Annotated in this window: 19 protein-coding genes; 5 read left to right on the top strand and 14 right to left on the bottom strand. The window is 41.5% G+C overall.

Annotation, left to right across the window (positions count from 1 at the left end; genetic code table 11):
- Window positions 1-27: 27 nt before the first annotated feature.
- From VA249_RS23575 to VA249_RS23530, 10 genes are read right to left on the bottom strand one after another with little or no spacing between them, the layout of a single operon-like run.
- Entirely contained in the window at window positions 28-897 is an 870-nt protein-coding gene (locus VA249_RS23575; protein WP_221072381.1) for a glycosyltransferase family 2 protein, read from the bottom strand.
- A 12-nt stretch (window positions 898-909) separates the two neighbouring features.
- Window positions 910-2007 (bottom strand): glycosyltransferase family 4 protein, encoded by a 1098-nt coding sequence (locus VA249_RS23570; RefSeq protein WP_221072380.1) that lies wholly within the window; start codon window positions 2005-2007, stop codon window positions 910-912.
- A 15-nt stretch (window positions 2008-2022) separates the two neighbouring features.
- Window positions 2023-3192 (bottom strand): glycosyltransferase family 4 protein, encoded by a 1170-nt coding sequence (locus VA249_RS23565; protein WP_221072379.1) that lies wholly within the window; start codon window positions 3190-3192, stop codon window positions 2023-2025.
- A 23-nt stretch (window positions 3193-3215) separates the two neighbouring features.
- Window positions 3216-4445 (bottom strand): glycosyltransferase family 4 protein, encoded by a 1230-nt coding sequence (locus VA249_RS23560; RefSeq protein WP_221072378.1) that lies wholly within the window; start codon window positions 4443-4445, stop codon window positions 3216-3218.
- A 5-nt stretch (window positions 4446-4450) separates the two neighbouring features.
- Window positions 4451-6331, bottom strand: a complete 1881-nt coding sequence (locus tag VA249_RS23555) for an XrtA/PEP-CTERM system amidotransferase (protein WP_221072375.1) — start codon at window positions 6329-6331, stop codon at window positions 4451-4453.
- Window positions 6332-6345: 14 nt separating this feature from the next.
- A complete protein-coding gene (xrtA, locus tag VA249_RS23550; RefSeq protein ID WP_221072373.1) occupies window positions 6346-7770 on the bottom strand; it encodes an exosortase A in 1425 nt (474 codons plus the stop codon).
- A gap of 4 nt (window positions 7771-7774) precedes the next feature.
- Complete coding sequence (locus tag VA249_RS23545) at window positions 7775-8992, bottom strand: TIGR03087 family PEP-CTERM/XrtA system glycosyltransferase (RefSeq protein ID WP_221072371.1); 1218 nt, start codon at window positions 8990-8992, stop codon at window positions 7775-7777.
- Window positions 8993-8995: 3 nt separating this feature from the next.
- Complete coding sequence (locus tag VA249_RS23540) at window positions 8996-10039, bottom strand: FemAB family XrtA/PEP-CTERM system-associated protein (protein WP_221072370.1); 1044 nt, start codon at window positions 10037-10039, stop codon at window positions 8996-8998.
- Window positions 9969-10907, bottom strand: a complete 939-nt coding sequence (locus tag VA249_RS23535; protein WP_221072368.1) for an XrtA system polysaccharide deacetylase — start codon at window positions 10905-10907, stop codon at window positions 9969-9971. Before VA249_RS23535 ends, VA249_RS23540 begins: the two co-directional genes overlap by 71 nt.
- A 4-nt stretch (window positions 10908-10911) precedes the next feature.
- Window positions 10912-12312: a TIGR03013 family XrtA/PEP-CTERM system glycosyltransferase gene (locus VA249_RS23530; protein ID WP_221072366.1), complete on the bottom strand. Its 1401-nt coding sequence runs from the start codon at window positions 12310-12312 to the stop codon at window positions 10912-10914.
- 737 nt (window positions 12313-13049) lie between these two features.
- On the opposite strand from VA249_RS23530, the gene VA249_RS23525 reads away from it, so the two are divergent.
- Genes VA249_RS23525 through VA249_RS23505 form a run of 5 tightly spaced genes read left to right on the top strand, consistent with a single transcriptional unit; the run spans window position 13050 to window position 18925 of the window.
- The gene (locus VA249_RS23525) at window positions 13050-13700 is read left to right on the top strand and encodes an XrtA/PEP-CTERM system exopolysaccharide export protein (RefSeq protein WP_221072364.1); all 651 of its coding nucleotides are present in this window, start codon (window positions 13050-13052) and stop codon (window positions 13698-13700) included.
- 17 nt (window positions 13701-13717) lie between these two features.
- Window positions 13718-15283 carry an XrtA system polysaccharide chain length determinant gene (locus VA249_RS23520; protein ID WP_221072362.1) on the top strand — a complete coding sequence of 522 codons (1566 nt, stop codon included), beginning with the start codon at window positions 13718-13720 and terminating at the stop codon, window positions 15281-15283.
- 16 nt (window positions 15284-15299) lie between these two features.
- Window positions 15300-16115, top strand: coding sequence for an XrtA-associated tyrosine autokinase (locus VA249_RS23515; RefSeq protein ID WP_221072664.1), 816 nt, complete (start codon window positions 15300-15302; stop codon window positions 16113-16115).
- Window positions 16108-17538 carry a porin family protein gene (locus VA249_RS23510; protein WP_221072662.1) on the top strand — a complete coding sequence of 477 codons (1431 nt, stop codon included), beginning with the start codon at window positions 16108-16110 and terminating at the stop codon, window positions 17536-17538. Before VA249_RS23515 ends, VA249_RS23510 begins: the two co-directional genes overlap by 8 nt.
- A gap of 55 nt (window positions 17539-17593) precedes the next feature.
- Entirely contained in the window at window positions 17594-18925 is a 1332-nt protein-coding gene (locus VA249_RS23505; protein WP_221072660.1) for a hypothetical protein, read from the top strand.
- A gap of 42 nt (window positions 18926-18967) precedes the next feature.
- Here the strand turns inward: VA249_RS23505 and VA249_RS23500 are convergent, their stop codons facing one another.
- The 4 genes from VA249_RS23500 to VA249_RS23485 all read right to left on the bottom strand — a co-directional run bounded on the left by VA249_RS23500 (window position 18968) and on the right by VA249_RS23485 (window position 23011).
- Window positions 18968-19582, bottom strand: a complete 615-nt coding sequence (locus tag VA249_RS23500; protein WP_221072658.1) for a hypothetical protein — start codon at window positions 19580-19582, stop codon at window positions 18968-18970.
- 167 nt (window positions 19583-19749) lie between these two features.
- Window positions 19750-21210 (bottom strand): hypothetical protein, encoded by a 1461-nt coding sequence (locus tag VA249_RS23495; RefSeq protein WP_221072655.1) that lies wholly within the window; start codon window positions 21208-21210, stop codon window positions 19750-19752.
- 11 nt (window positions 21211-21221) lie between these two features.
- Complete coding sequence (locus VA249_RS23490) at window positions 21222-21590, bottom strand: EamA family transporter (protein WP_128813625.1); 369 nt, start codon at window positions 21588-21590, stop codon at window positions 21222-21224.
- Window positions 21587-23011, bottom strand: coding sequence for a UbiA family prenyltransferase (locus tag VA249_RS23485; protein ID WP_221072653.1), 1425 nt, complete (start codon window positions 23009-23011; stop codon window positions 21587-21589). Before VA249_RS23485 ends, VA249_RS23490 begins: the two co-directional genes overlap by 4 nt.
- Window positions 23012-23074: the final 63 nt, after the last annotated feature.

The raw sequence follows: 23074 nt of genomic DNA, 5'->3' as shown, positions 1-23074 counted from the left end.
ACTTAGGCTTATGGGGGGCATGCTCAGTTAGTTTTTGATCTTTACATAATTGATCATGTCAAAAGGGCTATTTTTAGATTTCAGCCTGAGGTGATTTAATTTTACGTTGCAGTAAATACGGTCAATGTTGTCTGGCAGCGATTCAAAGGTATCGTAGTAATTGAGATGCTCGCGTATCGCACTTTGTTGGAGGTGACGCAAGCTGTAGCGATGCAAACGTCGAATGTACTGATAAATATTTTTAACACTGGTTGGTGTGAGGCGGTGGTAGTAAAACTGAGCGCCTTCACAGCCTTGCAAGAGGCCATGTGTCACACCGTTAGATAATCTAAAATTGTGGCTTGCTACCCAAGCTAAAAGGCTATCATCACCAATTAATCCAACAGGCAATCTAAAGTTGAGTTGATATAACCTTTCCAAGAATCGTGGAGTGAGTGCATAAAAATTGCCGCTCAAGGCCTCCCCGTTGAGTGTTTTTTGGATAGTATCGTTAGTGGTTCGGCCTTGTGTTTTTGGAATACCTGCAATGATATAACTTTCAGGGTGATCTGAATAAAACTGGGCAATACTTATAAGTGACTGAGGGGTAATTGTACAATCCCCATCAATAAACACACTGGTTAGTAATGCTCGCTCTCCGAGCTCAACAGCGAAGTTCCATGCGTTTGCTTTGTCACCAAACTTGAGGTGATAAACATTCCATCCGGCTTTGTCTTTTACGTATTGTTCTGATACTTGATAGGTGTTATCAGTACACCCATTACAAATGATATTCACTTCTGTATGGTGGCAGTCCATTTGTAAGATCGATTGAGAGATAGAGTCGAGGCAGCGTTCAATAAAGTCTTCTTCATTGTAAGCGAGCACATTAATTCTCATTTTTAGCGGTTTATTCATCGCCGGCTTACCTCATAGTTGATGGATCATGGATGTCCATTTTTGAATGATAATATCAGGGGTGTAGTCCTTTGATCTTTGGTGGGCTAACTCACCAAATTGCGCCCTAAGAGAGGGGTCCAATAAAAAGCATTCGATGGTCTTCGCCATAGTATCGATATCATGATGAGGAAGCAGTTTCCCAAATTGGTCGGCAATGATTTCCGATGGCCCCATTGGGCAATCAAAAGCGATGACGGGTAACCCTTGGCCCATTGCTTCAATAAGTGTTAATCCAAACCCTTCATAGCGAGAGCTCAAAACATACATAGATGCATGTTTGTATTCGATTTCAATATTGTTTGATTCAGAAATAAGCTCGACGTTGTTTTCTAACTTAAGAGCTTTGATCAGTCGTTCTAACTCTGGTTTGGCGCTTCCGGTAGGACCGACGATTCTTAGCTTCCAACCTATTGTTGAGGCTTGGTCTATTTTTGCCCAAGATTGAATGAGTAAGTCAAACCCTTTTTGTGCGGTCATACGGCCCACGGCCAACACGATATTTTGTCGATCTGATGTCTGAACATGATCAACGCGTGTAACTGGAAGAGGGTTCGGGATCACCGCTATTTTTTGAGGAGAGGCTTGCAGTGTGTTAATCCAGTGCTGTTTGTCTCTGTTGGTCAGTACAATGATTTTTTTACACAATAGAGAAGCCATGCGGCGACCAAACCAACGACTACCAAATCGGGTACAAATTTCGGAGTTAAAGTGCTCCCATGCAATATGATTTTTCTTAAATAGCGGAATGGCTGAGTACAAGCACATTTGAGTATCACAACTGATGATGAGATCTGGCTGATGCTGTTTAACCACGCGTGAAATAGCAAATGGGAGCATTAAGTGGTGATGTCTCGCTGGGGACTTAGCAAATAATTGCTCGCGACGAACGGCTTTATCGAGAGGAAAAAATGGTGCGAGTTTCCCCTCGTGGCGACTGATGATGGCCACGTCAAAACCAGCAGCACTCAACTCATTGGCGATCATGGTACACATTCTTTCAGTACCGCCAAGCGCTGTTATATCGTTGATCAAAAAGAGGACACTAACTTTGTTACTCGTTTCGTTCACATGCACATCCTTGCGCTATTTTGTTTCCTTAAATGGAATCGAGACATGATCGTTTAGTGTAGAAAAGAGTTGCTCGATACGTTGGGCATTGTTGTTCCAAGTAAGTCCTTTGTCTTGGATAGTCTTTATGGCGCCTTGTTTGAGCTGCTCTCTTAGCTCATCATTTGAGATGATTCTCTTTACACACTGTAAAATTTCTTCCGGAGCACTCATATTGTATAAAAGGGCGTTATGAGTATCCGTCAGCAGTTCTCTAATATTTTCTGTATTCGGTGCGATAATCGCCTTTCCTTTAGCGAGATATTCGATCAATTTAAGCGGGGAGCACCAAGGCGTAGCTGCAGGTTGAAGTGCAATGTCTACTTGATCTAGCCACGCTGACATATCTTGTCGTTCTATCAACCCTGTGATCGATAATCTGTCCTCTATACCGAGTTTCTTTGCTTGTTCTTGCAAAGGCTCTGCGGCTGGACCATCGCCAATAATGAGCAACATCAGTTCTGAGTTTTCAGTCTCTGCTATTAATGATAGTAATTTGTCGAGCTGATGCCACTCTCTGCAAAAACCGACAAAGCCGATAGTAAGGCGCCCCTTAAACTTGCTTTCTCGATCACCCGCTTCGGATGGAGAAAACTTTTCTGGGTCAATCCCGTTCGGAATGACAGTGATACGCTCTTTCGGGACACCTGCTCGTTCAATATAACCCGATAAAACATGGGTGACAGGGCAGACATGATCGGCATTTCGCCAAGTGTAATGTTCAGACCATTTCGCAAGTGAATGGAGTGTAATGCCTCCATATTGCTTTCTTTCATCGTAAAGAGGCGAGTTCACTTCGAGAATAAGTTTAAGGCGAAATATTTTCTTGGCCCAAATGCCGGCAGGCAAAAAAAGGTTATAACGTTCATAGATAGCATCAGGTCTATGCTGAATGATGGCTAACAAGAGTTTTCCCAAAACATAGAAAGCGTATCCAAACTCAAGTATTTCAGAACAAAATTTGGGTAACGATTTTCTAAGTGCGGAGACCCATCCACCATCACTGCCGAATTTGCTTTCTTCAGCAATCCTTGGGCCGACAATGATGATTTCATGTCCCCGTTTTTCTAGAGCATGAATGATCTCCTCAACGTGAACATATTGACCATCTTTAGAGGCAATTCTGTGGTGATAAAGTATCTTCATTTGCAGCTCCCCTTACATAGCCGTTATTGGTTTGCGTCGATGATAGGCTCACTACTCTTTTGGCTTAAAGTCGAGCGGATAACAGAATGAAAGATCTCATACTGCCCTTGAGACGTTGAAAACCAATCGAATTGCTCTGCGTACCTACGGGTTGCATACCGAAAGGGTGGGTTGGCCAGAAGATGACCGGCTCCTTGCGCAATAGAGCGTGCAGTTCTGTCCACCAAAACGCCTGCATCGTGATGTTGAACGACTTCCGGCGTTCCCCAAATATTGGTTGCTACTACAGGAGTCCCACAGGCCATCGCTTCCAGAAGTACATTCGCCCAACCTTCTCGACTTGATGCCAATACAAGTGCGTCTGACGCACCATAGTAGTTAGCGAGCTGCATTTGACTCAGACTGCCCAAAAACATCACGCGAGATTGCAAGTGCTCAGAGCTCACTAGCTGTTTCAGTCGTTTTTCTTCAGGCCCGTTGCCCGCGATAAGCAGTAGCGCTTGTGGTAAGTGTTTTAGTGCTTCTATGACAAGATGGTGACCCTTGCGCTCTATTAAATGGCCCACCGAGATCAAAATTGGATTTCCCTGTGGCAGCTTTAATTGGGTTCTTAATGCTCTTTTTTGTAAATCATCAACGAAAGGAAATAGATTTAGGTCAACGCCATTTCTTAGTGTAGTAACGGAATCTTGACATGCACCCAGTTCGATCATCTCTTTCCTTAATGCTTCACAAACTGCCATGTTGTGATCACTATGTTGAAGTACCGCCTGGATATCTTTTTTAGGTTTCGTGAATTCGGGGATGAGGTTGATATCAGTCCCTCGAGCCGTGACAGTAAAGGGTTTACCCAGTTTTGTTGCTGCCTGAGAAATAGCGACCCCATCAGGATAGAAGTAATGACCATCAATCAAATCAAAGTCGAAGCCACCTTGTATTAGTTCACTGGCTTTCTTGTAAATCGTTGACGCAAGAGTATGCGGTGTCAGTGTCATCCCAATTTTAGGTACGACAACATAGCGTGGATGATACACATCCATACCAAAACGGGTTTCATGCAGTGGCGCGTTAGCGTAAGAAGCATAGGCCCCAAAAATTGACTGACGAAACGGAAACCAAGGGATAGGGGCGATGACTTTGATCTCAACATCAGGAAAGTGCTGTTTTAAATGACGTAATCGTGTCTCAATAAAGACCCCGTGTTTGGGATTGTTCGCATAGGGGAATAACGTGGTTACGGTTAGAATTTTCATTGTCATCACTGCCTATTCATAAATTTCGCAAACATCAGTAAACACCAAAGCGCATCGGCGTGATTTGCCCGTCCGGCTGTATGCTCGTTAATGATGTTTTTCAGTGCTTGAACAGAAAAGAAACCGCTATCTAGCATGTTATCTGACAGGATTGTTGTGCTTAGACTCTCTTTTAGGGGGCCGCGAAACCATTGTGCGATTGGAATACTAAAGCCCATCTTTGGACGATAGAGAATACTGTGGTCAACGTAAGGCTCAAGCGCTTTTTTGAATGCATACTTGCCCTCATGACCTCTGATATTATCGGAGCTTTGGATAGAGAATGCCCACTCAACGAACACATGATCGAGCAAAGGAGACCTAACCTCTAGTGAATGCGCCATGCTTGCCCGATCAACTTTGGTGAGAATATCCCCAGGAAGCCACGTCTTGAAGTCTAAGTACTGAATTTGCTTCAGTGGGTCGTCAGTAGGCGCTGCTTTAGCATGTTGCTTCATGATTTCTAAACCAGTGTAGCCAGAAAGTTCGCGCAGATAGTTGGGGCTAAACAATTGTCGACGTTGACCAAGCCTTAGCTTTGACATGGTATTTGCGTAAGCTTCTACGGTATCCATCGCAAGTGACTGTAGTGTTGTTTTCGCTCTTAGAGGCTTTGGCGCCCAGTCGGCTTTTGGGTATACACTAGCTAATCCGCCAAACAGTGGCTTTCGGACTTCAAAAGGGATGCTATCTCTGAAGCGCTGTTCTGTAATGTGCATACGTTGTCGTCGGTATCCAGCAAAAATTTCATCCCCACCATCGCCAGACAATGCTACTTTTACGTTCTGTCTGGCGAGTTGGCATACTTGATAAGTTGGCAGGGCAGAACTGTCTGCAAACGGTTCATCATAGATGTTGCTTAACTCGTCGAGCAGATGGTAGTCGTTAGATGATACGATTTGACTGACGTGATTGGTTTGGTATCTGGCCGCAATTTGGTTGGCGTATTCGCTCTCATCATAGTGAGCTTCGTTAAAACCTATTGCACAGGTATTGACAGGACTATCTTGAAGCCCAGCCATCAGCGCGGTGATCGCGCTTGAGTCAACTCCTCCAGACAGAAACGCCCCTAACGGAACATCAGAAAGTAAACGTATTCGGACCGATTCATTAAGCCTTTCAATTAATTCAGTTTGAACGTTTTCCCAAGAATGATGTTGAATAGGTGCAGTTAAATCCCAATAAGCTTGCTGCTCAATATCTGAGCCTGGCGTCAATAACATGAAATGCCCAGGGTTTAGTTTGAATACATTTTTATAAGCACTGTAGGGGTCGGGGATATAGCCATACATGAAATATTCTTCGGCCATTTCTGAGCGTAACGTCTTATCAACATCTGGGTGAGAAAGAACAACTTTTAACTCAGAACCAAAAACTAATTGCCCAGCCGAAGTTTGAGTGTAATACAGAGGTTTCTTGCCTAGGCGGTCTCGTGCGATTAATAGTTGGCGTTTGTTTCGGTCCCAAAGTGCAAAGGTGAACATTCCGCGAAATCGATTAATGCAAAGCTCTCCCCACTCCTCCCATGCATGAACAATAACTTCGGTATCACTATGAGTAGAAAAGCGGTGACCAAGATGTGTGAGTTCAGCAACTAGGGACTCAAAATTATATATCTCACCATTAAATACTACGCAAACAGAGTAGTCCTCATTAAAAATAGGCTGCTGGCCGCTACTTAGGTCAATGATGGATAGTCTGCGATGACCAAGTCCAACGTGCGCATCAATAAAATACCCCTCGTCATCAGGCCCACGATGAGATTGGGTACGGTTGATGTGTTTAAGTAAGTGGCTATCGATAGAGGAGTAGGCTCTAAGATTAAATATTCCTGATATCCCACACATATTATGACTCCTTGTCAGTCTCTTTCATTGGCAATCCATGCCTTAGCGAGATTTAAAAGATGCTCATCGGTTGAGTTGTAACTGGCGATAGCCCAAACATCTGCTGTGCCTGAACTTTCTGTCATCAACCTTGTTGCTTTAAACAGTTTCACTTCAAGAGGATTGCTGGAGCAAAAATCATTAATGCAATACCAGTAGAGGATTTTCATCGATTGGCCGTTGAGATTTGCAACGGTTAACTGTGTCGCTTTGAATGCCTCAGTTAAGTCTGGTGTTATGACCTGTTTACTATTCCTATTAATTGACCACTGTTGTTGGTCGTAAATGCGGTTAAGAGAACTAATTAGTTCTCCATTCTTTTGACTAAGTGCATAGCGTGCCGAAAAGTATTCGACACTGCCATCAGGGGCGACTCCTCGCGAGACTTGTTGTGCTTTGGGGAAAGAAATTCCCCAGCTTGAAGTCTCTATATGTGTGGTGTTTTTCGGTAAGTTTACGGCGTTTACGATTTGGTTTCCGTTTAGATCTATTGATCGTTGCCATTGGTATAAAAACGCATAAACACCTAAAAAGCACAGGATGAGCATGACGTTTTTTACGGGTATTGAACGAGCATACATTCGAGGATATGGGGGCGACTGGGTATTTTTCTTGTCTGAAAACTTGTCAGCAATAAAGAAGATGATACCGATGACAAAACTGAAGAATACCCAACCATAAACTAAATGATCGGCACCTGTGGCGTATCGCATATCACTAAGGTAACCAATAAGAACGATGCCATAGGCGCGGATGCCATTAGCAATAATTGGGAAAATAAAAGAAAAACCAACGAATATTGCTATTTTCCACCATTTGTTGAAACTCAAATAAGCGAACAGCGTGCCGAGTGCCAAGCTAGAGATTAAAAAACGTATCCCTGAGCATGCTTCAGCAACTTCAAATAATCCGTTAGGAATGGCCAAATACAGCCCTTCTCTATAGACGGGGATATTAGTAATTTGTAACGCGAAAACAGTGATGTCTGCGGTGATCAATTGGAGGTAAGGAACCAGTTCTTCACCAAAAGGGATACAGAACACTAAGTAAAATATTGGAAAGAAGAGGACTTTTGTTAGCGGGTTACCTAATAATGCCCACAGCATGAGTTGTAAACTAAACACCGCTGCGACATGTTCAAATAGCGCGACGTCGGCAGCTCTGCCTAGCATCCATAACGCGGAAGGTAAGACTAATATAAAGACAGGCAACCAGCTGGTTTGGACCGGAGCACTTCTTATTTCATCTTTTTTTCTCCAAGTCAGCCATAGAGCGATAGGGAGGATAATGAAGCAGTGCTCAAATGTTTTAGACTGCATCCATACTGTCACCATGCTTGATAACGACTCGAAGTAAACAAGTCCCCATGCTAAAAAGGGTAAGGCAAAACGAATAACCATTCGACTACTCACGGCTGTCCCCAAGGTAATCGAGAAGTGGGGTGAGCTTCGCATCCCAACTATAGTGCCGCTCTAGCCACGCTCTGGCGTCTTTTGCGCTGCTTTGTGGGTTATTGAGTTTTTCGCAGACCCAATCGATCATCTCTTGTTCTGAATCAGTGACATATAAATTATCGAGCGGGCAGTTTTCTAACCCCTCAACCCCTCGTTGTGATGTCATTACAGGAAGTTCCATTGCCATCGCTTCTAAAATTTTATTTTGGATCCCACGAGCCATGAGCATCGGCGCAACAGCTGCCTTTGCATTGGATAGATAAGGTCTAACATCATCGACTCTACCGGTGACCACTATGCCTTGAGTTTTCTCTAGTTCAAGGACCGCTTTTGGTGGTGAAGAGCCGACGATATAAAACTTACTTTTAGGACAACGGGCAACGACATTTGGCCATATCTGTTGTGAGAACCAGATAACCGTTTCTATATTAGGGCGATAATCCATCGCTCCAGTAAATACGATATAGTTATCGTCCTTTATGGAAAATGGTTCGCCCAAGCTTGATTGTTCAGTCGGTGAGAAGTAATCGCTATCTATACCATTGCTTAAGGTTTTAACCTTTACTTGGATACCCTCATCGACCAATTCTCGAAACAGCGACGCTTCGGTATCTGAGATGAAGCAACTGACAGAAAATTGCTCCGCTACGTATTTTTCATAGTCAGCCAGTGTGTAGTATTCACGCATGTAGATCTTACTCATGATACCGTTAGATGCATTGGCATACTGGCGCCATTTATCTGAGTCGATATCAGCAAATTGCATGACTTTATAAAGATGTTCGGTTTCTGGTGTAAGCACGTACTGAGCCATACATCCTGAATAAATAAACGCTTTTTTAATGTTGTGATCCGCGATGGTTTTGTTCACCCAATCAGACATTTTTGAACTGCGATAGTAAGGCAGTGTAATTGGCTCTCCTTTACCAAAGGCCGTTAACCCCTTGAGCTTCGAAATTTTAGGATTTAGATCGACAAAAAAGCACACCTTGCACATGTCCGCGACACGCGCTTTATATTGATTGTCTAACGGGTCATCAATGAAACAGCCAACGTAGAGGTCATAGTGTTTATTTAAAAACTTTAGAATATTGAATGTCGTGATCTTATCGCCTTTATTAGGCGGATATGGAATCCGGTGGCATAGATACAATAAAGGCTCTTTCATGTTCTACCCTAGATACTTGGAAAGCTGTGGACCAATTTGACGAGAAAGGGCAAGTGGCATTTTCTTCCAAAGCCCGATAAGCAATTTATATTTGGGATTGTTTGGCGAGAGGTTGGGCAAATCTTTTGCTTTAATGAGTGCAATTCGATAGTGCAGGTTGTCTTCTTGCATGCCCCAGTGTTTTTTATACTTGTAAGAGCCAGAGTCCTTTTTACTTCGGCCAAAATCAAACTTCGACATGCCTTTGCCACGCGCCATACACATCAATTGATAGTACATATAGTCGTTGCTTTTTAACTCGCGGGCATCTGTTGTTCCGCCGCCATAGTAGGGGAGAACCGTGTCTTTATAATAAAAACTCAATACACTCGAGACAGGATTTCCATTGTTATCGTTAATCACTAAGGTTTCACATCGATGGCCAAACGTGTCTTTGAGAGAATCAAATAGCTTCTTATTAAATACCGGCGTACCTAAGTTGCGAACACTTTGAGCATATACGTCGTAACACAACGTTGTATTGTCTTGGTTGTCCCATTGCAGCTCATTGTTTAACGAGTGGCGTATAACCGCTCGTTGCTTTCGCTTAATGTCGGTAAGGATTTGATCTGGCGTGTCGTTAAGAACGGATGAAAATGTGGCATGTTGGCAATGTGTCACCCAAGGCTCTTCTGCCTCTCGTTGGTCTTTATCACGCAATTCGACATAATCAACGTTAAGTGATGAACCAAGTTTGAGTGAAGCTTTCTCAAGCTTATGCCTGATAGCGTCGGAATCCGCTAACACACCACCATAAACACAAAATGGAGTCGAGATAAGCGCATGCCCAAAAAAGTGACTTTTTTGCTCAAAAAGTGGCAGAACACCAACTATAGTGCCCTCATTTTCTGCGAGTAAATAGTGGGGTGTGTGTTTGAATACGGATTGGATGACCTTGTACCAACCCGTTAGATGAAAAAAAGTGCCATCTTTATGATTATCGACATATTCGTCCCAAGCTTGCATATCTTGGGGTTTCAGTTCTCTGATCTGCAGTGGTAGAGTCATTCGTTCGTCCATCCAGTTGGAAAACATGGCTCATCGTATTCCATGAAAAATCCGTTAATAGATACCTAACTCGATCTTCCATTTTGCCGAGGTTTAGGTAGTGTCGAAAATGTGATTTTAAGGGCACATCGGCGATACGCGGTTGGTGTTCATCAATCTCCCAAGGGTGAAAGTAAAAGCTATAAGGTAAGCCCGTCCTATTAATATAGTTCGTAATCAGCGCTTTACTTAATTGATATGGATAAAGTCGGAAAAAACCACCTCCCCCAATAGGGATACTACGACCAAACTTAAAGAGCGTTGGAATTGGTAGTTCATATATGCCTTCAGGCCGCAGATACTTTGATTTTGGCCAATCTGGCGCACCATAATGGTCATGCTTTACAGGATAAGTGCTGCTGCTGTACACAAACCCTAATTCAGCTAAAACGCTAAATGCCCATTCATTGGTTGGGTTGATAGAAAAGCTTGGTGCTCGGTAGCCGTTGATCGGTACCCCTGTAATGTCTTCGAGCAAGGCTTTAGAGCGATAAACATCATCGCGAAAGGCTTCTGGCGACTGTGAGGTTGCTTTTTGATGATGAGTACCATGGCTTGCTAGCTCATGCCCATTGTCTACGATTTCTTTCGCTAGACTTGGGCACACGTTTGCCACCCAACCCAGCATAAAAAATGTTGCTTTCACGTTATGCTCATCGAATAGTTCCAAAATTCTATGAGTACTCTGTTCGACTCGCAGGGGGTATTTTATCCCCCAGTCTGACCGATGGATCGTTTTGTCAAAGGCGGCGACGTGAAAGTAATCTTCAACATCGACGGTCATCGCACATGTTGCTTTTGAGGTGTCGTAGAATCGTCCATCAGACATAGAATTAACGACCTTTTCCAAAGAGAATAATTTCTGATGTTTTTAACAAAATGAGTAAGTCCAACGTAAAGTTACGATTTCGAATGTAGTAAAGGTCGAATTTGAGCTTCTCTAATGCATCTTTTTCACTACTACCATAAGGATATTTGAGCTGCGCCCATCCGGTTAATCCAGGTTTAACATTGTGTCTTTGGTTATAGTAGGGGATGGAGCTACTGAACCCTTCCGTAAATTGGGGTCTTTCTGGTCGGGGGCCAACAAAGTACATATCACCATTGATGACATTGTAAAGTTGAGGCAATTCGTCGATGCGGTATTTGCGAATAAACTTGCCAACTTTCGTCGTCCTAGGGTCGTCTTTTTGCGCCCATTGAATGCCATTCTTTTCGGCGTCGGTTCGCATGCTGGTAAATTTGTAGATAAAAAATCGCTTACCGTTTAAGCCAACGCGCTCTTGAGAGTACAAAACAGGAAAGTGTCTACCGCCTTCCATCTTCATTGCAAAGACGGTAATAAGCATGACTGGTAAGGTAATCAACGCAATAGAAAGCGCAACAAAGCTATTAAAAAGCCAATAGGCATTAGTACGCCATTGATTTTTCGAGCGATGGTTTTGAAATAGGAACCAAGAAGGTGTCAAATAGTTTACCGCCACCTGCCCAGTCTCTCTTTCAACAAATTCAATGATGTCAGTAATTTGAACGCCAACTTGTTTGAGTTGAAGCAGCGCTTCGATGGGCAGATTGTCTCGGCGCTCGTCGATTGCAATAACCAATTCATTGATGTTTTGCTTTAGGACATAGGTTTCGAGAGGTTCAGAGACAGTTAGTACTTGCTCGGCTCTAATTTGATTTTCAGCATCACCTTCTACTGAAACGAAACCAACAAATTCAAGACCAATACGATCCGATTTTCTTCGCATGCACTGCTCAATGATGCTCGCTCTCTTTCCAGAACCAAGAACAAGAACGCGTCGCTTAGACAACTGGTTTAACCCAAGCTTAATGATCATGAAACGGCAATTACAAAGAGTCAAAAAAGTGATGAAAAACAATAACTCATTGAACGAGTGAGGGAAAAATGTCTTTGTGAACATTTGGCTGAGAATGTTGGTCAATATATACCCTAGGATGATGGCGACGAAAATACGTAAAACGATACCATTAAAGCGCTCTCTCAATTTCTCATTGTATAGGCCTACACCAAGCAGTATTAAATGCAGAGGGATGGAAAATACAAAAAATTGCAGATAAATCTCGATATCTGAGTAACTTAAATAAAAATCACTGACAAATAACTTCGCACAGAATAACGTAAGTATAAAACTGGCGAAAATCATAATAAAATCAGTAACTATCATCACGGTATTATTCGTGTTCAATCCATGAAACTTTGCACTAGACATATCAAATCCCTGACATAATTTAGAGCGTACTTAAAATCAATGTTAGTGTATTACGTGCATTATCAAAAACGATATTTTAAAACGTAGACGCGTTTTTCAAGTAAATCCAACTTGAAAACAAACTTCACGACCATTCTCATATTAGCGACATAGTGCTAAAAAATAATCCCGATATTTCTGAAACATGACTAAATGTTCGTCCTAATGTAATTGAGTCAATACCTTGAATCTTATCATCCACTTTAATCTTTTAAGTCATTGTTTTATGGTTAATTACCCATCATACACTTAGTGGTAATCCTCCGATGATTTACTGTTGTTAGAGTGTAAAGTAGCACTTTTGTCTTAGTTACCAACAACATCCACTATCCAAAATAGAAATATCAAATCCATTACGGTTTATGCAGTTTTGTTTCTCAACTTTCCTTAGTAGAAGATAGCATTAATATAACTTTCAGTAAGTTACTAATAATTTTATCTAGAGAAAACTTGTTATTTATTGGCAGCATTGAAGAAAATAGAACAATTTCCTATGAACGCACTATATTTAAATCATGAACTATGCACATTATAAAATCTTGTTCTATATTAGATCCTTACATAGCTAAGAATCTAATTTGATTTTTAGTAAGGAGATACAATTTACTAGCGATACTAGGCATTTTGCATGATTAACATCACAGTGATAGTGGTAAGAACATGCACTATGTGAGAAAAGGAATTCTAAGGACGCATGTATGAATGGAAGACAAACTGTAATTAATCACTTTCAGCAAGTATTTGTATTGATTTGTATTTCACTACTTTTCGGGTGCTCAGCGAATAATCTGCCAACACTGCCTACCGCAACGGTACATCCCTCTTTGACCCAAGATATTAGCAATTATCGCTATTTAATCGGTCCTGGTGATTCACTAGATATATACGTATGGGGTAACCCTGAGGCATCAGGAGTTTATACGGTTAGACCAGATGGCATGATTTCTACCGCACTTGTCGATGACGTTGTCGCTGCGGGGAAAACACCTACATTTTTAGCCCGAGAGCTTGAAAGCCAACTCTCGGTCTACGTTCGAGATCCAATCGTTTCGATTTCAGTTCAGAATTTTGTCGGGCCGTTCAGCGAACAAGTCCGTGTAATGGGCGAAGCGGTCCAACCTCAGGCGATCAGTTATAAAGAAAACATGACTTTGTTTGATGTGATGATTCAAGTTGGAGGGCTTACCGATTTCGCTGATGGGAACAACGCAAGACTCATTCGCGTTGTTAATAGGGAGCAAAAAGAGTTTGGTTTGAAGATGGATGACCTAATGAGAGATGGCGATATTCAAGCGAACGTCGATATCTTGCCTGGTGACATCATTATTATTCCGGAAGCGTGGTTCTAGACAAGGAAGAAGTCAGCATGCAAGACCAAATGAAAGTTATCGTCAATTACCTGCAAGGAATATGGTTAAAACGACGTTATATCATCCTTTTTGCGTGGATTATTTGTCCCATAGGATGGTTAGCCGTGACCATGATGCCCAATCAGTACACTTCACAAGCCAAAGTTTACGCAGATACTCAATCTATTTTGCGACCTTTACTGCGCGGCCTCGCTATCCAGACGGACCCATCGCAAAAACTTAACTTGATGGCAAAAACACTGCTCAATAGCCGAAATCTCGAGATCATCGGCAAAGAAGTCGATGCAAATGTTAAAGCCAATACTCCCGAGGAATATGACAAAATATTGGATGAACTTAAATCTGGCATCAAAATTCAGTCAACGGGTAGAAATAACCTCTACACGATCAGTTACACTGGAGAAAATCCTGTCTATGCCAAGAGAGTCGTTCAGGCCGCGTTAAATGTCTTTATCGAGAGTACGCTAGGCGATAAGCGCTTAGACGCTGAACAAGCGAATGATGTGATCAATGAGCAAATCGATTACTACGAGAGACGTTTGATCGACGCAGAAAAAGAACTGGCGGAATTTAAGCGGGAATACATCGGCTTTATGCCCGGTAGTGACAGAAGCTATTACTCGAACTTAGAAAACGAAAAGCTATCGCTAGAAGATGCTGAACTGGCACTTAAAGAGGCGAGATCAAGAGTGGAAGAAGTTAGAGTACAACTGGATAGAGAAAAAGCAAACTCAAGACGTCAGGTGCGAAATGTTCAGACGGAGTATGACGAGCGAGTGGAAGCGGTTGAAATTCGCCTTGATGATTTACTTTTTCGATACACAGAGAAACATCCGGATGTGGTTGAAACAAAAAGACAACTCAACGAGTTAAAACAGCTTAGAGCCCGCTCATTAAGGCGTCTATCAGTCGATGATAGTTTGATTAACAATGTTGTTTACCAAGATCTCCAAATTACGTTTAACCAACTGAACAACGAGATCGCATCTCTTGAAGTTCGTGTCGAAAAACATCAACAGAAAATTTCAGACATTAAAAGTAAGCTAGATCTTGTGCCTGATGTAGAGGCCATGCTGACATCATTGACAAGGAACTACGATATTACGAAAGGAAAGTATGAAGATCTCCTTTCACGTGGCGAAAGCGCTTCAATTTCACACAGCGTAGGTTCAGCTTCAGAAGACATTAAGTTTAAGATCATAGAGCCGCCATCTATTCCTACCTCACCGTCTGGTCCAAACCGATTAGTACTTTTAATCATGGTACTCATCGCTGGTATTGGTTCAGGTTTAGGGGTGTCATTTTTAACAAGTCAAATCAGCCCAGTCGTGTCATCCACTCACCAATTGTATCGATTAACAGGCGTGCCAGTATTCGGAGTTGTATCGGCAACGGAAACATCCGGTTTGCTCGGTCAACAAAGACGAAGACTGTTTTTGTTCATTCTAATGTCTATGCTGTTACTCGCCGGGTTGGCATTTTCAATAACGGTAAATCTCGTGCCATCGGTATACGAGACCCTACAACAGGACTACATTCGTTTATTAAATAATTACTCATAATGGAATAAGGGTAAATATGCAAAATTCAAAATCAGACGAGGGCTCATCGTTGGCATTCGAAGAGTTTCCTGAGCATGTTGAGACAAGCCAATCAAAAACGAAAGAGGCGATTTTGATTGATGAAGAGTATTTGCAAAGCCAAGGAATGGTTTGCGTGCGGAATAATGGTCGAAAGTATCGTGTTAATGATGAGTTCCGTGCGATAAAACACAAGTTAGTAAATAACGCCTTTGGAACTGGAGCGGTTAGTCATAAAAATGGCAATCTCATCATGGTATCAAGTGCTACAGCAAATGAGGGTAAAACATTTTGCTCTGTAAACTTGGCACTCATGCTTTCTCTAGAAAAAAATAAATCCGTGTTACTCGTTGATGCAGACGTGTTGAACCCAAGTGTGAATAAAACACTCAAGGTGGATAATCGACCTGGATTAATTGATTACCTCACAGGCGATGTATCTAATGTTGAGAGCATCATATATAACACATCCATCCCAAACCTGCGGCTAATGCCATCTGGCGAGTCTCACCATTTAAGCTATGAATTGCTTGCTAGTGACAAAATGTTGGACTTCGCACAAGAGTTGGCGAATAGGTATAGCGACCGTATTGTTTTATTTGATTGCCCGCCGCTACTTGGCGTGATTGAAACCATTTCATTGTCCAAACTGGTTGGCCAAGTTGTCGTCGTAGTTGAACACAATAAGACAAAAATGTCCTCGATAAAAGAAGCAGTATCGCAACTAGATAGCCGATTGGCTATTGGATTTGTTGTTAACAAGTCCGTTGATACTAAGTTGAGTCAATACGGTTATGGGTATGGCTATGGCTAAAACGTCAAACAGTAACTCTGCGTGTCTTTTTTTGCTTATATCAGGTTTGGCAGTAAGTGGGGCAACAGCTTCAGAAGTTGATTTAACGGCGACAGCCTCAAGTGATTTAACTTACTCAGACAACATTGATTTAACCTCTCAAGGTGAGCGTAGCGGTGTCGTTTCTATATGGTCATTAGGCGCTGCCGCCGTTGTTAATGGTAACGATGGCGATTTATCTTTTAACTATGACGCTTATCAAACACTCCATTCTGTAGATTCGAGTCGTAATGAGTTGTTCAACGAACTTGCGTTGTTTGCAAATAAAGCCTTGTATAGAGACAATATTAATTTCAGTGCCGATGCTTCAATTACTAATATTGCTCAATCGATAGAAGATAACGCGAACGCAGACATTATCTCAGGTGATACGATAGAAACCCGAACGCTGAATGCTCAGTTGTCATACCAAAGCAATCCGAGGGGGTGGATAGACTTTTATGCCTCTGTCGATGGTGGTGTAACCTCGAATGAAGATGCCATCGGAGACAATAACCGATTCGGAACGGATATCACCTTGCAAAATGGAACAAAGGCGAAAAATTGGTTTTGGCTAACTGATTACTCATATAACCGGAGTGTGGCAAGGGACAGCGATGAGCAAAATTACGATTACACAATAGAGCAAGAAGTTGGGTTACAACCCATGAAGCGTGTGAGTCCTTTGATTCGAGTTTATTATGAGGGCTACACGGATGATGGCGGAAGCACCGTAGAGTCAGGAAGTTGGGGGCCTGCAATGAGGTACTACTGGCATAAACGATCGTACTTTGAGGTTGGCTACGATTTTTCGTTCCATGACCGAGATTTTTGGCGTGGTTCGTTTGTGTTCAACCCAAATTCTCGAACACTAGTTGAATTTGACTACACGCGCAGATTTTTTGGTGATGCTTACGATTTTTCGTTGAGCCATCAAAGCAAAAGAATGACGAATTCCATTACTTATACAGAAGAAGTCAGAAACTTTGAACGACGTTTTTTAGTTGATGGTCAGGATATTGCGGAATATGAACTGGTAAAAGAGTTAAGCATTAACTCCATATTGTCGTTAAGACGGACGTCTTTCTCGTTCGAAGTTAGAGCCATGGATAGGCACTCTTTGTCTGAAGTGAGTGAAATTGGTGACAGTAAATTGTACGGTGCTGCGCTTACCGCAACGCATCGCTTATCAAAAAACACATCATTATCTGGTAGCTTCAACTATGATAAAAATATTTTCGAATCAGCGAATGAACGTGATCGTAATGACTATTATCGCTTATACGATATTTCGCTAACCAACCAGTTTTCTCAAAGCTTATCTTGGGACTTATCGTTTAATCATGCTAATAGCTCCCAATACAAAGAAAACCGAGCCAGCTTCGTGTTAGACATGGTCTACTAAACATGAGAGCTATGCAGTTGCAGAGACAAAAACTGATTCATGAAATGGAAAGCTTGTGCACAATGACAAAAATTCGTTAAAAAGGGCGGTTGTATTTCTCTTAACCCTGTTCAGTTTTTCTGTATTGGTGATTATCGTATTGTTTTTCTTAATAGTATCTGACCACGCTCAAGTTGACGATTCTTACGCAACGCCAGAGGATGTGAAAGTTGCCGTGAGTTCATATGGAGGTGTGAGCTCGGAATTATTTTCAGAAAATACCCAATTTAATGTCCATTTGACAGAAAGTGAGTTACGTTCCATTTTCAAAACGGCCTCAAAAGCGGCACCTTGGCTCAATGCAGATTTTAGTATGGCTCAAGGTGGGATGTTGGTAAAAGGGACTTTGGACTTAAGTCATTTTCTTAGATCGAGGTATATCAATATCTCATGTTTACTTATCCCTGACCGACATAATTCTATCGATAGTTGCCATATCGGCAATCTATATGTGCCAGGCAATTTTGCAAAATGGTTCGCCAATAATGTAATAAAGGTGTTTTTCGACGCTTCAATCAGTGACGTATTTTTGCAAAGTTTAAATAATCTTACTATTGAATCTGGAGTCGTATCAACGCAAGCCACTAAAGATGGACATTTTAAACAACACAGTAAAGACGGTCTCAAGGCTATTGTTTCAACGGTCAAGTCTTTCAAGAACAATACCAGTTACCAACTAGACTACGTTATCGTCAGTACCTACATTGACTACATTCTCGATGATGTCGATGTAAAAAAACACGTTAATATCTCACTGTCGAGCATCTTCAATGCTGCATTTCGGTTAGCGAAAAAGAGAAGTTCGCAGAGTGACCCAATAAAAGAAAATGAATACGCCATTTGGTCTGCGGCTATAGCGTTTGCCAATGTTCGCTTTGCTGAACTTGTAAAAATCGACCCTGAATATTTAAAGTCGCAAATGAAGCGAGCATCATCAATAAATGTCGTTCTTGGTGATAGAAGGGATTTGGCCTTGCATTTTTTGTACTCCGCGATTTTAGAGCGTGTGGGCAACGAGACTTTTTCTAACAACATAGGCGAAATAAAAGAACTCTTCGATGCAAATCATGGCGGTTCAGGCTTCGATACATCCGACTTGGCTGCTGACATATCAGGGGCGAGGTTTTCCTATTTTGTATTAAGTAACCAAAGTAATGCGATACGATCACAGGACGTTCTGACACAGCAAGAAACCGAAGATAACTTTTTCCCATTTATCTATTCAAGCTATCAGGCAATTGATTTAAAAAGCATTGAGAACAGCGCGAATTTAACGAACGATGGCCCTCACATGAAAGTGGTTAATGATATAAAAAACACTGTTTTCAATTTGCCTCTCTATCGATAACCATTGCAGATTTCAAAGTTAAACAGGCCGGAATCTGTGTCTTTACTTGAAGTTATGTTGGTATACAGAACGCCGCTTTCTGTATCGCCGACTTTTTTTTCTGATTTTTAAGCAATCAATAAGAAGCCAAATACACACGGTTGTAACTGTAATAAATTTGAACCAAGTAAAGTAGATAGAATCAAAAAAAACGCGCCATTCGATATAGTGATCGTTGTGTGGTTTTGAGGGTATATTCGTTTTGGTTCCAGTGTAATAGATAGGCTTGTCATAGATAAAATTGTCTACTTGTACTTTCCAGTTGATTAGTGCGTCCGGCAGTATTTCGTAGTTCGTAACGAGATCTTGAGCTACTTCGACCCAGGGGTGATTATCAAAGAACTCATTTTCGGCATCTAGCGTGTCGCGACTCGCAACATCTTGAACAAAATACGATTCCAAATTATCAGAACCGGAAAAAGCTGTAACTTGTGACGCTCTAGCGCTGCTTAAATGGGTAGAGTCTTTTAGCAAAGTGTAGGAATCAGGCTCAGTGAATATTAGATCGAGTTTATGATTAGGCGAGGGATATTCTAAAAAAATTGGCGTTGCGTATGACGCAGAATGTACGCCAACAAGAAAACAAAATAGGACTAGAACTGGCCATGGTTTGCGCACTGAGTTTCCTTTGATCACATGTATCTAGCTATAGGAAGCAATTTCCAAGCCATTATTTTCGATGTAAAAAAAGGGTTAAACTACAGTAATATATATTCAATGATTTTTTGATTAGGTCTTTTTATACAACAAGTATGCGAAGTATGTAAAAATTCCTGACAGTGATTTTATCGAGAATTGACGTTTCCATAGTTTGTTTTTTCGTTCGTAGGTAGAACCTCCTGACGATAAACACTGTAACCCGCATTTTGAAACACAAGATTATCATGGTCTATTTCATCATCGCTTATTATTAGGATATTCATGATATCTGGTTCTTCACAGCGCTTAGTGTTACCAGACGAAATAACCCATTGAGCAGAATCTGTATAGTTAGGGTGAGGGGAGAGCTTTAACGCCGCGCTTACAAATGCGGGGGAACGTTGGGCAATGCTCACCCATCGGTCAGAAAGAGGCGGTTGAACGTCAATAGGATTACCCCAAATAGGGGTATTAAGGTAACGTTGCAATGACCAAAAAGTATGCAGCGTATTTTTCGATATTATACAGATTTTCACTCCATCACTTTCATTCTGAATCACGTCAACTAACTCTTTAAACGAAGAGCGTTTCTCCACAAAGCTTGTGTTGGACAAAGAGATGCCAATTAAGATGCATGGAATCAATAATTTTGCGAGCCTAGGGATTTTTAGACGATTGATCGATATCGCCAATGCAATACCAATCATAGGCAATGCAAAGATAAAGTTTCTCGGAAGCCAAAGAGGTTTAAGTGTGTACGATATAACCGAATAAAAAATGATGGGCAAAACGATATAGCAAACAACAATGGGGCGAACCACTTTTGTAATAAAAATAAGTAAGAACAAAAGTATCGCCAATATCAAAAAGCGTTGGTCGCCAAGAAAAAACAAACGAATAAATACGTTTATAATATTTGAAATAGATGGCTCTACTGCATGCCCGACCGATTTAAGCATGGAATTCAATATGGCGGGCAGTGACAGCAGTGCGAGTATGGCATGAAGAATCACCCAGATTTTGACTCTACTTTGATCTTTAAGTAAGAAGTGGAAACCATAACAAAAGTGGAAAAAAACGAACAGAATACCAATGGCATGAGAGTAGGACAAAATAAACCCGAGTATGAAAACGGACAGCAAGTACTTCTGTTCAGCGGTTTCTCTGTACTTCTCTATAGAGTAGAAAATGCATATCGATAGCACTGATATAAATGAATACATTCGAATTCTGGTGCTGAACTCGAACAAAAGGGGGGAGAAAAAAATAATCGCCGTGACAAGTAGCGCGGCCAGCAAGTTTTCCCTACGCCAAACATAGTTAAAACCTATTACTGTCACTAATGCATGAAGAAACGACGAGCTCATGCGAAGCCATAGGTCTGATTTCCCGGCAATCGCCCAAGTGTCTAGAAATGAATAGTAGAGTGGGGGGTGAAGATCCCACCTAAGAGTAAAAATAACCACTTCTATAGGGTTTCCAAGAATGGCGGTGGCTCCCCATATATCGTCTCCCGTTATGGGCCTACCTACAAATGTAACAAGGTAAAAAGTCGATAACAGAAACAGGACAATAAACAGGATTAACGAAGTGGAAGCTCTAGTCATTGCTGTTCATTCTATTTAGAAATTAAGAAAACGCCGATAAGTATCAGCAGCGTGCCAGTTGCCTTGTGTATGGTAAGCGGCTCGTTTAAAAACCAATAAGCGAATAGCATGGTTCCGATAAATCCAAGCCCAACGAACGGGTAGGCTTTACTCACATCTACTTTAGCTAATACACCCAACCAAATTGCTGCGCTCGATACATACGAAAAAAGTCCACTGAGCACAAAGATATTAGTCAGTATGGAAGTGACACCACTTACAATCCCGGAGCTGAACGATGCTTGAACTGCAGGGTTAGACATGCCGTGTTTCAATAATATTTGAGCGAGTACAGAGAAAGACACACTAACTAAAATAAGTCCTATTGATACGATATTCATGATATTTGTGCCATTATCGCTACAAGTCCACAGAAGCTAATTGTAATCAAGCTCCCTCGGTCTCTTAATGAAAAGATAATAGGATCATGGTGCATTTCTCCTCTATGGGTCTTAATCCACATTCGCATTAACCAATAACATAGTGCTGGCACGATCAACCAAAGAATGTCGGGCTGTTGGTATTGATTGGTTAGCACGTTATTGTTGATGTAAAAGCAGAACATCAAAACAGATAGCAAAGCGGACGATGCACCGAAGCTGTTCAATACTGCGTAATCCTCAACGGTATAATCTCGTCCTTTGGCTCTTGTTTTACCGTCAGTCTCCATCGTTTGGATTTCAGAGCAACGTTTAACTAATGCCAAACTCAAGAAAATAAAAATCGAAAAAGCAAGCAACCAGAATGAGGCGACAACACCGATAGCCGCAGCTCCAGCGAGAATTCGAATCGTGTAGAGGAGTGCCAAAGTAACCACATCCATAGCCACATACTGCTTAACTTTGAATGAGTACAAAACCGTCAATAGTAAATAAGACAAGAGTACTAAAGTGAAATTTGCTCCAATAAACAAAGAGATGCCCAAGGCAATAGACAGCAATATAAAGCCCATCACTACCCCATCTTTAATGGTGATGCTGCCTGCGGCTAAAGGCCGATATTTTTTCTTACTGTGTGCTCTATCAGATTCAATGTCGAGCAAGTCATTAAGTATATATGTCGCTGATGCTAAAAAACTGAACGCAATAAAAGCACACAACGCACAAATGACGGTGGTGACGTTCCAAAGCCCTCCAGATACGATGAGCGGAACGAATACGAGTAAGTTTTTTAACCATTGATGAGCCCGTATCTGTTTTAACCAAATTCTCCAATTTGGCTTCTCTGTATCAAACACTTTATCAATATTAAAGTTCTGTGCTTTCTTCATTGCTTGATAGGTCGGATTAACTAAAACACTTTGCTCTGCATGAGAGAAGATCTCGAAGTCAATAGAGTCGTTGCCAGCATAAATGAATTTTTTACTAATTCGTTCGATCTTCTCTAACTTTGCTCTACCTTTGAGATTGGTATTTTCATTACTGTATATACAATCATCAAATATGGCGTGTTGATTAACGACGGCTTTCGCATACTTTTCGTTCGATGCGGTCGCCAAATATATTTTTCGGCCACGCTTTTTTTCATCGGCCATGTATGACGCTAATTGCTGGTTTAATGGCAAACGGCTCATATCTAAATCGGCTCTCAATGACAGTTGGTACTTTAGATGAGATTTGCCTTTTAATAGCCAAGGAATACAGTAAAAGATGATCAGGGGGTTTTGTTTTAATGCGGCAAAAAAACTTTCGAATAATAGGTCGGTTTTAGTATATGTACCATCCAAATCCACAAACATTGGATAGTATTCGTTGTTTTCCATAACGTACCTTTTTATGTGTTCATTCTATTTGTGGTCACTAATTTTATTACGTCCATGTGATCA

Origin of the sequence: Vibrio alfacsensis (assembly GCF_019670485.1) — a bacterium.
Classification (GTDB): Bacteria; Pseudomonadota; Gammaproteobacteria; order Enterobacterales; family Vibrionaceae; genus Vibrio; species Vibrio alfacsensis.
Note: the sequence above shows the minus strand (reverse complement) of the source record. Positions and strands in the feature narration are given on the sequence as shown.